We start from the raw sequence: 13802 nt of genomic DNA, 5'->3' as shown, positions 1-13802 counted from the left end.
GCCGCCCTGCAGTGGACGGCAAAAGCCTGTTTTACGCTCATGCAAGATGACAGGGAACAGGAGGAAACGATGACAACGACGACACTTGGCAGGTCGAAGAGGTCTGTAGCAGACTTGCTTTTTGACATATGCAATACCGTGTTTCTGCTAGCGCTGCTTGTGCTTACGCTTTATCCGGTTTTGAATACGCTCGCGGTTTCGTTTAACCAGGCACAGGATACGGTTCGGGACAGCACCTTTCTGTGGCCGCGCGAGTTCACGACACTAAATTACAGCACGCTGTTTCAGGACGGGCTCATTTATCATGCCTTCTTCATTTCCGTAGCCCGGACGCTGCTCGGTACAGTAAGCAGCGTGTTTTGCACAGCGATGCTGGCCTATACGCTCAGCCGCAAGGAGTATATGCTGCGGGGGCCGATATCCTTCATCTTCATCTTTACGATGTATTTCAGTGGCGGCTTGATTCCAACCTACATGCTCATCAAAAATCTGCATTTGTACGGGACGTTTTGGGTTTACGTCATTCCGGGGCTTATAGGCGCGTTCAACCTTATTGTGATGCGATCCTTTATGGAGGGCCTGCCCGAGAGTCTGGTTGAATCAGCTCAAATAGATGGAGCGACGCATTTCTCCATATTTTTACGGATTATATTACCGCTCAGCCTGCCCGTCATTGCTACGATTGCCCTGTTCGTCGCAGTGGGACAATGGAATAGCTGGTTTGATACTTTTTTATATAACTCCTCGAACATTAACCTTAGCACGCTGCAATATGAATTGATGAAAAAGCTGCAATCCGCCAATATGAGCGTTGGAGGAACGGCGGAATCGGCTTTTGCCAGCAGCAAAAATATACAGGCAAATATCGTAACGCCAGCCTCCATCCGTGCAGCCATTACAGTCGTAGCCACCGTTCCGATTATTATCGTATATCCTTTTTTGCAAAAATACTTCGTTACCGGGCTGACGCTCGGCGGTGTTAAGGAATAAAGGAAGGCTTGTCCATTTGCTACAGTGGAAGCTGAAGGTAAACGGAAAGATGAAAAGAGCGAGCCTACGGAATTCGGTAGGCCCGCTCTTTTTAATTCAACTATATTAGGACTGCTGCGTAACATCTGAAATATCAGCTAAATCTTCATCGCTCTGGCGGCCGGAAGGCGAGTAGATCAGTTCCAGAGCTACGGCGTCATTGCGCTGAAGCGGGAAGTTCAGCAGCGTGGAAGGTATAACTCTGCCATTCAGGCGGAGAAGATAGCTGATGTTGCCGCCAATTGGAATGCCGCTGATTGAGGTAATTTGTCCGTTGAAGCCAAAGCGGACAACTCCGGTCGCCAGCAGCGCCTGATAAATCGTCATGCCGATGCGATGGATCACTCGGTAAGCCTGCGTGACATTAGGGAACGTCCGTCCTCCGTTAATAACGACCGTTACTGTCCCTTGCGGCCCCGGCGGGAAAGGAATAGGAATCGGCAGGGGAATCGGGAACGGGAACGGCGGAAACGGTCCTGGCGGGAACGGCCCTGGTCCCGGAGGGAACGGTCCTGGTCCTGGCGGGAACGGTCCTGGTCCCGGAGGGAATGGCCCTGGCCCCGGAGGGAACGGCCCTGGCCCCGGAGGGAATGGCCCTGGCCCCGGAGGGAACGGCCCTGGTCCCGGAGGGAATGGCCCTGGTCCTGGCGGGAACGGCCCTGGTCCCGGCGGGAACGGTCCTGGTCCTGGCGGGAACGGTCCTGGTCCCGGAGGGAATGGCCCTGGCCCCGGAGGAAATGGCCCTGGCCCCGGAGGGAACGGCCCTGGTCCCGGCGGGAACGGTCCTGGTCCTGGCGGGAATGGCCCTGGTCCCGGCCCTGGCGGGAATAATCCCGGGCCTCCAGGCATCAGCATGCGCGGGCCGCCGCAGCCGCAGTCTTGCCCTGCGCGGGAAGACGGAGATGGCGGGATATGAATCTGCACTTGCCCATTGGTAAAACCGTAAGTATCGTTCATGCGATAGGTCAGACTCCTTTGCACGTCGAGTTAGGCATTTAACTATCCTACTTCATGTTATGCGGCGAATGCCTATTCTTGTGCATGGTTTTACACGAAAGCTGGAAAACAAAAAAAAGCGGAGCCTCCGCATGGAGACTCCGCTTTAAACGGCAAGCCGTATTATTTAACTGCTGCTTCGTAACGTTTGCCAACTTCAGCCCAGTTTACAACGTTCCAGAACGCTGCAATGTAGTCAGGGCGTTTGTTTTGGTAGTTCAGGTAGTAAGCATGCTCCCAAACGTCCAGACCAAGAAGCGGCGTTTCGCCTTCCATGATCGGGCTGTCTTGGTTTGGCAGGCTGGAAACTTTCAGCTTGCCGTCTTTTGTCAGGGAAAGCCATGCCCAGCCGCTGCCGAAACGAGTAGCGCCAGCTTTTGCAAAGTCAGCTTTGAATGTATCGAAGCCGCCTAGCTCGCTTTCAATCGCAGCAGCTAGTGCGCCAGTTGGAGCGCCGCCAGCGTCAGGACCGATTGTTTCCCAGAACAGGCTGTGGTTAGCATGTCCACCGCCATTGTTGCGAACCGCTGTACGGATCGCTTCAGGTACGCTTGCCAGATCAGCAATCAAATCTTCAATAGATTTGCCTTGCAGCTCAGGAGCAGATTCCAAAGCAGCGTTCAGGTTTGTTACATAAGCATTGTGGTGACGGTCGTGATGGATTTCCATCGTCAGAGCGTCGATGTGGGGCTCAAGAGCGTTATTAGCATACGGAAGTGCTGGTAATTGATGTGCCATAATATAAACAGCCTCCTAAAATTAGAATATGTAAATTACTCTTCTTATTATCCCTTATCCGATCACATAAATCAACATTGATGTTTCAAAAGTCGGATTTTGATAGATAAGGTAGACCCCAATAGCATGACATTTAGATAAAGTAATTATGCATAAGCGGGAGAAAATCCAATCAAATGAACGAAAAAGGGCCAAAACTTTATGTAAGCGCTTAATTTAAAGCGTTTTCAGTCATAATTCGCTAAATTCTTAGATTTTTTTAAACAAATTTTAAAATTTTGTGAAGGAAAACGATAGAAGATGTAGTATAATGATTAAATTGCAGCACAATGACATGGTATAGAGGTGTGTATCGATAATGAATGTTCGTTCCTTCCAATTATCAGATTACAGGTTGCTAACAGCTCTTCTTGCGGATGTATTAACTGAAGAATGTTACGAGCAAACAATGGAAGCTTTTGCGCGTCAATTGTCATGGGATAGCGAGCTTGTTCTCGTCGCTCTCTATGAGTCGGAAGTTGTAGGTGTCATTATCGGTACGATTGATAATAACACGGGCTACTATTATCGTGTTGCGGTCCATGCGGACCATCAGCGTCAAGGAATTGGCAAAGCACTTATTGAGTCATTGCGCCTAAGATTCCAACAGCGCCAAGTAAAGAAAATTTTAATTACAGCTGATGAGCACAATGAAGCCGTTTTGCCGCTTTATGAATCGCTGGGCTATGTGTCCAAAGATTTTTTCCGCTCTTTTCAACAGCTAAGTATTATAGCAGGTTAGGACAAGCCTCTGGCTGTCCAATAACCGTTTGTAGGGCATATCTGCATCGCCATTGCTTTTGGCGGTGGGGTATGCTTTTCTATTTAAAATATAAGATTTTATAAGTTTTACACCTATAAATACGCTTATATTTCTCTGACTGAAACGCGCCGCGCCGCCAGAGGACGGAGGGCAGCCGTTTCACCTTATTAAGAGGGCTGTTTAAGCGCTGCGCTTAGCGCCTGCAAAGAGGAGAACAACATGGAACCCTATCAGCATTGCGTCATCAAGAGCTTCAAGCACGATGGAAGCATTCATCGCAGCTGGGAGCATAATTGGCTTATTCCGGCACCGCTGCTCCTTCCGCAGCATGCTGCACTTGGGTTTATGGTGACGATCAACTTTGAGACACCTATTGTGGAAGCCAGCGGCAAGGTTTGGATGAGCGAGGTGCCTGCGGTTTCTTTTTTTCTGCCGGGACAGTGGTATAATGTGGTTGCGCTGCTTGAGGAAGGCGGTATTCGCTATTACTGCAATCTCGCTTCTCCATTTGCTCGGCATGGCGCGCTGCTCACCTATATCGATTACGATTTGGATGTCATTCGTATGCCGGATGGCAGCCGCCAAGTGGTGGACGAGGATGAATACGAGCTGCATAAAGCGAAGTACGACTATCCAGGAGATGTGCAGGAGCATGTGCTGCTTGGACTAGGCGAGCTTCTTTTGAAGATGGACGAGAATGCAATTCCTTTTAATGACGAAGTGATTATTGCTTATTATGAAGCATGGCGCACAAGCTTATAGGGCGGAGGCGGTTAAGGAATGGACAGATTTTCATTTGACGGCGGCGGCAGCAGCGAAGCTGAAGGAAGGGAGCAGCTTGGGGCAGTTAAACGCCCAGGTTGGTCGAAGGAGCTTTGGGAATGGGTGAAAACCGTTGGCATATCGTTCATTATCGTAGCAGCGCTGCATCTGTTTGTGTTTAATCTTTCTACCGTAGAAGGACATTCCATGGAGCCAACCTTGCAGGAGAAGGAATGGCTGTTTGTAAATAAATTCGTATATTTGATCGGTGCGCCAAAAATCGGCGATGTCGTTATTTTGCAGGACCCCTCAGCGTTTGGCAAAGAGAAGGAGCTGCTCGTAAAACGCGTCGTCGGCTTGCCAGGAGACCGAATTGAAATTTCGGACAAGCATTTGTATCGCAATGGCGAGCTTGTGGACGAACCGTATATTGATACGGATATTGAGGATCTGGACATCATGCCGCTAACTGTCGAGGCAGGCAGTTATTATGTCATGGGCGACAACCGTCATGCGCGGGCGAGCAAGGACAGCCGAATGTTTGGAGCGGTTCCTATTGCAGCGATTGAGGGCAAGGCGCAGTTTATCGTATGGCCTTACAAACAAATAAAGCCGTTATAGATTTAGATACAGCAAGCGCGTCAAACATCAGGCTGAAGCTTTTGGGAGGTGAAGGGATGGAGGAACGGGCGTATTACGCAGCATTGAAAAAAGAAATGAAAGCCGCCGCGCGCAGCCTCGGCATCGACAAAATAGGCATCGCCTCTGCTGATCCGTTCATCACCTTGAAGCAGCGGCTTATTTCGCACCGGGAGCTTGGCTATGAGTCTGGATTCGAAGAGCCGGACCTTGACAAGCGTACCAATCCGGCGCTGTTGTTTGACCAGCCCCAATCGATTATTGCCATTGCGATCGCTTACCCATCCAAGCTCCATCAGCCTCCTAAATCGGAGCCGGGAGCCAGAAGGGGCATTTTGTCCCGCTCTGCTTGGGGAGAGGACTATCATAAGGTGCTGCGCAATAGGCTAGGGCGGCTTGAAGCTTGGCTTTCGGAACGCGTACCGGGCTTTCGCGCTGAAAGCATGGTCGATACTGGGGCTTTATCGGATCGGGCCGTTGCCGAGCGGGCGGGACTAGGCTGGAGCGCCAAAAATTGCTCGATATTGTCCGAGGATCTTGGCTCGTGGATCTACCTCGGGGAAATGATTACAAATTTGCCTCTGGAGCCGGATGAGTCAGTGACCGATGGCTGCGGCGAATGCACCAAATGCATTGACGCTTGTCCGACGGACGCGCTCGTTGGCCCTGGCCAGCTTAATTCGAGCCGCTGCATTTCATTTATTACGCAGACGAAAGGTTTTGTAGAAGACGGATATATGCGAAAAATCGGCAATCGTCTGTATGGCTGCGATACTTGCCAGACCGTATGTCCAGTAAATCGGGGCAAAAACTGGACGCATCAGCCCGAGCTGCAGCCCGATCATGAGCTGGTTAAGCCGCTGCTTACACCATTGCTGACGATTGGCAATAAAGAATTTCAACGCCTATATGCGAGCAGTTCTTCTGCTTGGCGGGGCAAAAAGCCGATTCAGCGCAATGCGGTTATTGCGCTGGGCAATTTTAAGGATCGGAGCGCAGTGCCGGATCTCATTCAAGTGCTGCGGCAGGATGTGCGCCCGGTTATGCGGGGAACCGCGGCATGGTCGCTGGGCCGCATTGGCGGCGCAGAGGCAGAGGAAGCGATCCAGCAGGCATTGCTGCAAGAAGCGGATGATGACGCACGGCGCTATATGGAGCAGGCATTGCTCTCACTAGCAGAAGGTGCTGATACGTTACCTCGTTGATCCAGCAGCTGCCTGCGCTTAGCGGCTGCTGGAATAGGGAAAACCGTTTGCGCTTCCAACGTTTGCGAATGTCAAGTTTACATGCTATTATAGGGGTCATTGTAGACAAGTTTAAGTCAGGAAAGGGTCAGGTGATTTGCTTTTTATGTGGAGTTACATTATTCCGATTGTGACATTAATCGTGGGGGCAGTCGGTGGATTTTTCATCGGCGTATTCTACTTGCGCAAACAGCTAGAGAAAATGCAGAGCGATCCAGAAATGATTCAAAAAATGGCAAAACAAATGGGCTATAATCTGAACAAGCAGCAGATGACGCGTGCCCAAAACATGATGAAAAACCAGAACCAGAATATGAACAAAAATCAGAAGATGCCGCGCAGATAAAGGCATAAGCCTCTGATTAGCCGAAAGAGGGTGGTCCGCATGGCGGGAAAGAAAGATTACGTCAACTCTAAAGTCATTCAGAACCGGGAGCAGATCGAATTTCATGTGAAAGAAATTTTGAAGCTCGTGGGCGAGAATGTGGAAAGGGAAGGGCTGCTGGAGACGCCTGCACGCGTCACCCGCATGTATGAAGAAATTTTCGCAGGCTATGAGGTTGATCCGAGCGAGGTGCTAGGCGTTACGTTCGATGAACAGCATGAAGAGCTGGTTATTGTAAAAGATATTATCTATTACAGCCAGTGCGAGCATCATATGGCGCCATTTTTCGGCAAAGCACATATTGGTTATATTCCAAGCGGCAAAATTGCCGGCCTCAGCAAGCTCGCTCGCCTAGTAGAAGCTGTTACAAGGCGCTTGCAAGTGCAGGAGCGGATAACGAGCCAAATCGCAGATATTTTAGACAAGGAATTGCAGCCGCATGGCGTTATGGTCGTCGTTGAAGGCGAGCATTTGTGCATGTGCTCCCGCGGGGTGAAGAAGCCTGGCAGCATGACGGTGACGTCGGCTGTGCGCGGTGAGTTCCGTTCCAATCCGGCTTTGCGTTCCGAATTTTTAGCTTTGCTCAAGTCCTAATTTTTTCGTAGTCGTTTATTGTGTAAGGGAGACCGCTTCACAAGCTAGTGTGCATCACGCACCAGCTTGTGGAGCGGTCTTTTTTTAAATATAAGACTTTATAAGTTTCATCCTTATAAATGGACTTATATTCCACCTGCGAAACGGAAGCCTTGCCGCCAAAGGACGGCTTCAGCCGTTTACGCTTGTGTGTTAAGTATGACAAGCGGTGAGCTGAAATCGTCCCAAATGCTGAAACCATTTGAACTATTCTCCTCAAAAAAGGAAGGACTTAGGTAGGGGTTGTACGAAAAAAACGCCAAAAAAGTCATTAAAGTGACAGTAAAGAAGTCATTTAAAGGACTAGTGCCATCTGAAATCGATCCTATAAAATGGTAATAGACCCTCGTATTAGTTTATACAGTGGGGAGGGCGACGGAATAGAAGCAGAAGGGAGGATAGAACAAAGACAAGGCCAATACGAAGCACATGGCAGTGAAAATGATGAGAGGAGTTGTTGGTTTTGAGTAAAAACCGCAAAATGCGGATCAAATGGGTGCTCATTCAGACACTTGCAATCGCACTGCTATTAGGCAGTTTGCCATTGCAGCCAGTCTCGAGCGTTCAGGCGGCAGGTAATTATAATTATGCAGAGGCATTGCAGAAAGCGATTTATTTTTACGAAACTCAGCGTTCAGGGGCGCTTCCTGACACGAACCGTGTCGAATGGCGTGGCGATTCCGGTTTGCTCGACGGAGCTGATCATGGCGTCGATTTAACAGGCGGCTGGTATGATGCTGGGGACCATGTGAAATTTGGGCTTCCGATGGCTTTTTCAGCAACGATGCTGGCTTGGTCGGTTTATGAATATAAGGAAGGCTATGAGCAGGCTGGCCAATTGAACGAGATTTTGGATAATTTGAAATGGGCCACCGATTATTTTGTTAGAGCGCATACTGCGCCTAATGAGCTTTGGGGGCAGGTTGGAGGCGGCAACGCAGATCATGCTTGGTGGGGACCTGCGGAAGTGATGCAAATGGCTCGTCCTTCTTTCAAAATCACGGAAACATGCCGTGGCTCGGACTTGGCAGGAGAGACGGCGGCGGCGCTCGCTTCCTCATCTATCGTGTTTAAAGCATCAGATCCGGCTTATTCCGCACTGTTGCTCCAGCATGCGAAAGAGCTATACAATTTTGCGGACACATACCGGGGCAAATATTCGGATTGTATTACCGATGTTGCTTCCTTCTACAATTCGTGGAGCGGTTATACAGATGAGCTAACCTGGGCAGCGACTTGGCTGTATATGGCAACAGAGGATAACACTTATTTGAATAAAGCTATTCAATCTGCTTATGACTGGGACACGGACAGCTCAAGCAACACTTGGGCTTACAAATGGACAATCGGCTGGGATGACAAACGTTATGGCGCCCAATTGCTCCTCGCCCGGATTACATCAGAGCTTGGGAGGCCTGAGGCCAGTGATTTTATCGCCTCGACTGAGCGCAATTTGAACTATTGGACCGTTGGAGCAAACGGATCGCGAATTACGTATTCGCCGGGCGGCCTGGCATGGCTGGATTCATGGGGCTCCCTGCGTTATGCGGCGAATGCTTCTTTCCTTGCATTTGTATATTCCGATTTTGTAGCGGACCCGGTCAAAAAAGCGCGCTATAACGATTTTGCCGTTAGCCAGATTAAATATATGCTCGGCGACAATCCGCGTAACAGCAGCTACGTGGTCGGATATGGCGTCAACGCACCAGAGCACCCGCATCATCGTACGTCACACAGCTCGTGGACGGACAGCCTGAGCAATCCGACCTCGCACCGCCATACGCTTTATGGCGCATTGGTAGGCGGACCGAATGCATCGGATCAATACACCGATTCGATAAACGACTACGTCAGCAATGAGGTGGCGACGGATTACAACGCAGGCTTTACGGCTTCGCTTGCAAAAATGAACCTGCTGTACGGCGTAGGCCAGCAGCCGCTTGCGAACTTCCCTCCGGCCGAAACGAAGGCCGATGAAATGTTTGTGGAAGCGCAAGTGAACCAATCTAGCTCAAATTTTACTGAAATTAAAGCATTCATAAATAATCAATCGGCATGGCCTGCCCGCATGGGCGACAAATTGTCCTTCCGCTACTTCATTGATTTAAGTGAGGTATATGCGGCCGGCTACACCGCAGCTAACGTAAGTGTTGCTGCCAACTATAATCAAGGCGCAGCGGTTAGCTTGAAGCCATTTGACGAGGCAAACCATATTTATTATGTGCTGGCAGACTTTACAGGCACGAAAATCTACCCAGGCGGACAACCGCATTTCCGCAAGGAAATTCAGTTCCGTATTTCCGGTCCTCAAGGGGCATGGAACCCGGCTAATGATTATTCGTATGCAGGGCTTTCATCAAGCCAGATAGTAAAGACAGCTAAAATTCCGGTCTACGATGCTGGAGCGCTCGTGTTCGGTCAGACGCCGGATGGAGGCGGTGTCACACCGACGCCAACGCCTTCTGCTACGCCGACACCGACACCAACACCGACACCGACACCAACAACAACGCCGAGTCCTACACCGACACCGTCGACGACGCCAACACCAACACCAACACCAACAACGACGCCAAGTCCAACGCCGACTCTACAGCCGACGCCAACTCCGGCAGGCGGCCTGAAGGTGCAATACCGAGCAGCGGATACGAATGCAACGAACAATGCGATGATGCCGCAGTTTGAAATTTTCAACAACGGTTCAAGCGCTGTAGCTATGAATACGCTTAAGCTTCGCTATTACTTCACAGCTGATGGCACGCAGTCGCATCAGTTCTGGAGCGATTATGCCCAGATCGGCAGCAGCAATGTGCAGGCTGCTTTCGTGACAATGAGCTCGCAGGCTGCAACGGCAGATACGTATTTGGAGCTCAGCTTTACGACAGCTGCAGGCTCGATTAGCGCAGGCGGCAGCAGCGGTCAAATTCAAGGCCGTATTTCCAAAACAGACTGGTCGAATCTGAACGAGGCGAATGATTATTCATTCGATGCAACAAATACATCATTCGTCGATTGGAGCAAGGTGACGCTTTACCAGAATGGAACGCTCGTATGGGGAATCGAACCTTAGTATTAGTCGCTAGCCGTTATTCCAAATTGGGGAGGTAAAATCAAATGAAACCGATTTTCACATTGAAAGCTTCGAAAAAAGTGACGGGACTCGTCTTGTCTACAACGCTGCTCGTCACGCTGTCCACCGGACTTTGGGGATCTACTCCAAAAGTATCCGTGGCTGCTGCGGCGGCAGTCAGCATTGAGGAGTCGCGCTTCCTGCAAATGTACGACCAGATCAAAAATCCGTCGAACGGTTATTTTTCACCGGAAGGCATTCCTTATCACTCCATTGAGACGCTGATCAGCGAAGCGCCGGATTACGGTCATATGAGTACTTCCGAGGCTTACAGCTACTGGCTGTGGCTGGAGACACTGTATGGTCACTATACGCAGGACTGGAGCCATTTGGAAGCGGCCTGGGACAATATGGAGAAGTACATCATTCCGGTTAATGAAGGAGACGGCAAGGAAGAACAGCCGACAATGAGCTACTACAATCCGAATAGCCCAGCGACGTATGCGGATGAAAAGCCATTCCCGGATCAATATCCGGTGCAGCTTTCCGGCAAATATGCAGCGGGAAAAGACCCGCTTGATGCCGAGCTGAAAGCGACGTACGGCAACAACCAGACTTATTTGATGCATTGGCTGATTGACGTTGACAACTGGTATAATTATGGAAATCTTCTTAACCCAACACATACGTCTACTTACGTTAATACATTCCAGCGCGGCGAGCAGGAGTCGGTGTGGGAGGCGATCCCGCATCCTTCTCAGGACAATCACACCTTTGGCAAAACAGGCGAAGGCTTTATGTCCCTCTACACGAAGGAAAATCAGGCGCCTGCGAAGCAGTGGCGCTATACGAATGCGACGGATGCGGACGGCCGTGCTGTACAAGTGATGTACTGGGCGAAGGAGCTGGGCTATAACAATACGGCTTACTTGAATAAAGCGAAAAAGATGGGCGATTATCTCCGTTACGGCATGTACGATAAATACTTCCAAAAAATTGGAAGCGCAAGCGGCGGTGCGCCAACTCCGGGAACGGGCAAAGATTCCAGCTCCTATTTGATGGCATGGTATACGTCGTGGGGTGGTGGCTTGGAGCAAGGTTCTGGAAATTGGGCTTGGCGTATCGGCGCAAGCCACGCGCATCAGGCCTACCAAAACCCGGTTGCCGCATATGCACTATCGTCCCAGGATGGCGGACTTATCCCAACGTCCGCGACGGCGCAGACGGACTGGAACGCATCTCTTAAACGCCAGCTCGAGTTTTATACATGGCTGCAATCGTCTGAAGGCGCAATGGGCGGCGGCGCAACGAACAGCTGGAATGGCCAATATTCCGCTTATCCGGCAGGCGTGAGCAAATTCTACGGCATGGCCTATGATGAGGCTCCGGTTTATCATGATCCGGATTCGAACACTTGGTTTGGCTTCCAAGTATGGCCGCTTGAGCGTGTAGCTGAGCTGTATTACATTTTGGCTGAAAATGGCGACCTTAGCTCGGAAAACTTCCAAATGGCTAAAACCGTCATCGAGAAGTGGGTGGATTGGACGCTGGATTATGTATTCGTCGATGAGCGTCCGGTAACTGATGCTGACGGCTACTATTTGAATGCGCAAGGCCAGCGTATACTGGGCGGCAGCAATGTGAACGTAGCGACTGTAGCTGCACCAGGCGAGTTCTGGATTCCTGGAGGCCAAGAGTGGAATGGCCAGCCGGACACATGGAATGGCTTCGGCTCCTATACAGGCAACCCGACCTACCATGCGACTACGATCAATCCGAGCCAGGACGTTGGCGCGCTCGGCACTTACGTTAAAGCACTTGCGTTCTTCGCAGCGGGTACGCAGGCTGAGACGGGAAGCCTGACTCCGCTTGGATCCGAAGCGAAGGAAATGGCTGCCAAGCTTCTTGACACGGCTTGGACCTACAACGATGGCGTTGGTATCGTCACAGAAGAGCAACGCGGAGATTACAACCGCTTCTTCACGAAGGAAATTTACTTCCCAAGCGGCTGGACGGGTACGTTTGGCCAAGGCAACGCGCTTCCAGGCAGCGGTGCAGTAGCCTCCGATCCGGCGAAAGGCGGCAATGGCGTCTATATCGGCTATGCTGATTTGCGTCCGCTGATCCAGCAGGATCCGCAATGGTCGTACTTGTCCAATTTGTACAACACGTCGTGGAACAATACGACGCAAACATGGGATAATGGCGTACCGACGTTTAAGTACCACCGTTTCTGGTCGCAGGTAGATATTGCAACAGCTTATGCTGAGTATGACCGTTTGCTGGGCACACCGGCAGCTCCAACCGTTCCTGGCGCTCCGGCGACACTGACAGGAACAGCTGGAAATGCACAGGCCAGCCTGAGCTGGAGCACGACGCCGGGCGCAACAAGCTATAATGTGAAGCGTGCTGCGACAACTGGCGGACCATACACGACGGTAGCGACTGCAGTTAGCGGCACAAGCTACAGCGATACGAGTGTCACGAATGGCACAACCTACTATTATGTGGTGAGTGCCGTCAATGCAGTAGGGGAATCCGTTAATTCGGCACAGGTGACGGTAACGCCTCAGGCACCGGGCGCGGTCGTACCTGGAGCATTCGCCTTGACGGGAACCGCAGGCAATGCGTCAGCGGCACTTTCCTGGACAGCAGCAAGTGGAGCGGACTTCTATAATGTTGAGCGTTCCTCGGGAGGCGGCGTGTTTGCCCCTGTAGCAACTGGCCTGACAACAACGGCGTATACGGATGCTACTGCTGTGAATGGAACCATTTATACGTACCGAATTGTCGCTGAAAATGCTGCTGGCACAACGCTTTCCAATACGGTAGCCGTAACGCCTGTCGCGCCACCAGTTGGCGGCAATCTCAAGGTCCAGTATAGAGCGGCAGATACGAATGCAACGAACAATGCGATGATGGCGCACTTTAATATTTTGAACGATGGCACGACAGCTGTAGACTTGAGCACGCTGAAAATCCGCTACTACTTCACGGCGGATGGCACGCAGCAGCACAGCTTCTGGAGTGACTATGCACAAGTGGGCAGCAGCAATGTGCAGGCCTCCTTCGTGACAATGAGCTCGCCAACTGCAACAGCTGATACGTATGTGGAAATCAGCTTCACAGCTGCAGCAGGCTCCATTGCAGGGGGCGGAACGAGCGGCCAAATTCAGACGCGCGTCTCCAAAAATGATTGGTCCAACTTGAATGAGGCCAATGACTATTCCTTCGATGCGACTAAAACCTCGCTCGTCGATTGGAATAAAGTGACGCTTTACCAAAACGGCACGCTTGTATGGGGCATTGAGCCTTAGAAAATACAGCAGCGCCTAAGCAAGCTAACAGTTAGTATTAGGGGAAGAGGAGTCGTGCTGGGTGAATATGCCTTGCGCGGCCCTCTTTTTCTTTATGGGAAACCTCATCAGGAAGGGAGAAAATATTGTTTTAATATCCATAATTTGATAAGATTAAATTGGAAAACATCTGGAAGGAAGCGATGCA

The 13802-nt window shown here is 50.8% G+C and carries 11 protein-coding genes; 9 read left to right on the top strand and 2 right to left on the bottom strand.

Translation table 11 applies throughout. The annotated features are described in order from the left end of the window. Positions 1 to 69 precede the first annotated feature (69 nt). Positions 70 to 990, top strand: a complete 921-nt coding sequence (locus tag ACSR9A_RS08515; RefSeq protein ID WP_473756813.1) for a carbohydrate ABC transporter permease — start codon at positions 70 to 72, stop codon at positions 988 to 990. A gap of 105 nt (positions 991 to 1095) precedes the next feature. Here ACSR9A_RS08515 and ACSR9A_RS08510 read toward each other — a convergent pair whose 3' ends face one another. Both ACSR9A_RS08510 and ACSR9A_RS08505 read right to left on the bottom strand, forming a co-directional pair. Beyond that, positions 1096 to 1986, bottom strand: a complete 891-nt coding sequence (locus ACSR9A_RS08510) for a hypothetical protein (RefSeq protein ID WP_473756681.1) — start codon at positions 1984 to 1986, stop codon at positions 1096 to 1098. 162 nt (positions 1987 to 2148) lie between these two features. Next, entirely contained in the window at positions 2149 to 2763 is a 615-nt protein-coding gene (locus ACSR9A_RS08505) for a superoxide dismutase (protein ID WP_341280987.1), read from the bottom strand. 358 nt (positions 2764 to 3121) lie between these two features. On the opposite strand from ACSR9A_RS08505, the gene ACSR9A_RS08500 reads away from it, so the two are divergent. The 8 genes from ACSR9A_RS08500 (at position 3122) to ACSR9A_RS08465 (ending at position 13615) form a co-directional block, all read left to right on the top strand. Next, positions 3122 to 3544: a GNAT family N-acetyltransferase gene (locus ACSR9A_RS08500; RefSeq protein WP_046232160.1), complete on the top strand. Its 423-nt coding sequence runs from the start codon at positions 3122 to 3124 to the stop codon at positions 3542 to 3544. Positions 3545 to 3784: 240 nt separating this feature from the next. Then, on the top strand, positions 3785 to 4327 hold the full coding sequence (locus ACSR9A_RS08495) for a DUF402 domain-containing protein (RefSeq protein WP_473756678.1): 543 nt from the start codon (positions 3785 to 3787) through the stop codon (positions 4325 to 4327). 18 nt (positions 4328 to 4345) lie between these two features. Then, entirely contained in the window at positions 4346 to 4948 is a 603-nt protein-coding gene (gene lepB / locus ACSR9A_RS08490) for a signal peptidase I (protein WP_473756676.1), read from the top strand. A gap of 56 nt (positions 4949 to 5004) precedes the next feature. Beyond that, positions 5005 to 6171: a tRNA epoxyqueuosine(34) reductase QueG gene (gene queG, locus ACSR9A_RS08485; RefSeq protein ID WP_473756674.1), complete on the top strand. Its 1167-nt coding sequence runs from the start codon at positions 5005 to 5007 to the stop codon at positions 6169 to 6171. Between the two features lie 145 nt (positions 6172 to 6316). Then, entirely contained in the window at positions 6317 to 6556 is a 240-nt protein-coding gene (locus ACSR9A_RS08480) for a YneF family protein (RefSeq protein WP_046232156.1), read from the top strand. 39 nt (positions 6557 to 6595) lie between these two features. Then, the gene (gene folE / locus ACSR9A_RS08475) at positions 6596 to 7189 is read left to right on the top strand and encodes a GTP cyclohydrolase I FolE (RefSeq protein WP_056030885.1); all 594 of its coding nucleotides are present in this window, start codon (positions 6596 to 6598) and stop codon (positions 7187 to 7189) included. A 520-nt stretch (positions 7190 to 7709) separates the two neighbouring features. Continuing rightward, complete coding sequence (locus ACSR9A_RS08470) at positions 7710 to 10298, top strand: glycoside hydrolase family 9 protein (RefSeq protein WP_473756811.1); 2589 nt, start codon at positions 7710 to 7712, stop codon at positions 10296 to 10298. A 44-nt stretch (positions 10299 to 10342) separates the two neighbouring features. Then, positions 10343 to 13615 (top strand): glycoside hydrolase family 48 protein, encoded by a 3273-nt coding sequence (locus ACSR9A_RS08465; RefSeq protein ID WP_473756671.1) that lies wholly within the window; start codon positions 10343 to 10345, stop codon positions 13613 to 13615. The last annotated feature ends 187 nt before the right edge of the window (positions 13616 to 13802 follow it).

Source organism: Paenibacillus sp. R-74696 (assembly GCF_055814915.1).
Note: the sequence above shows the minus strand (reverse complement) of the source record. Positions and strands in the feature narration are given on the sequence as shown.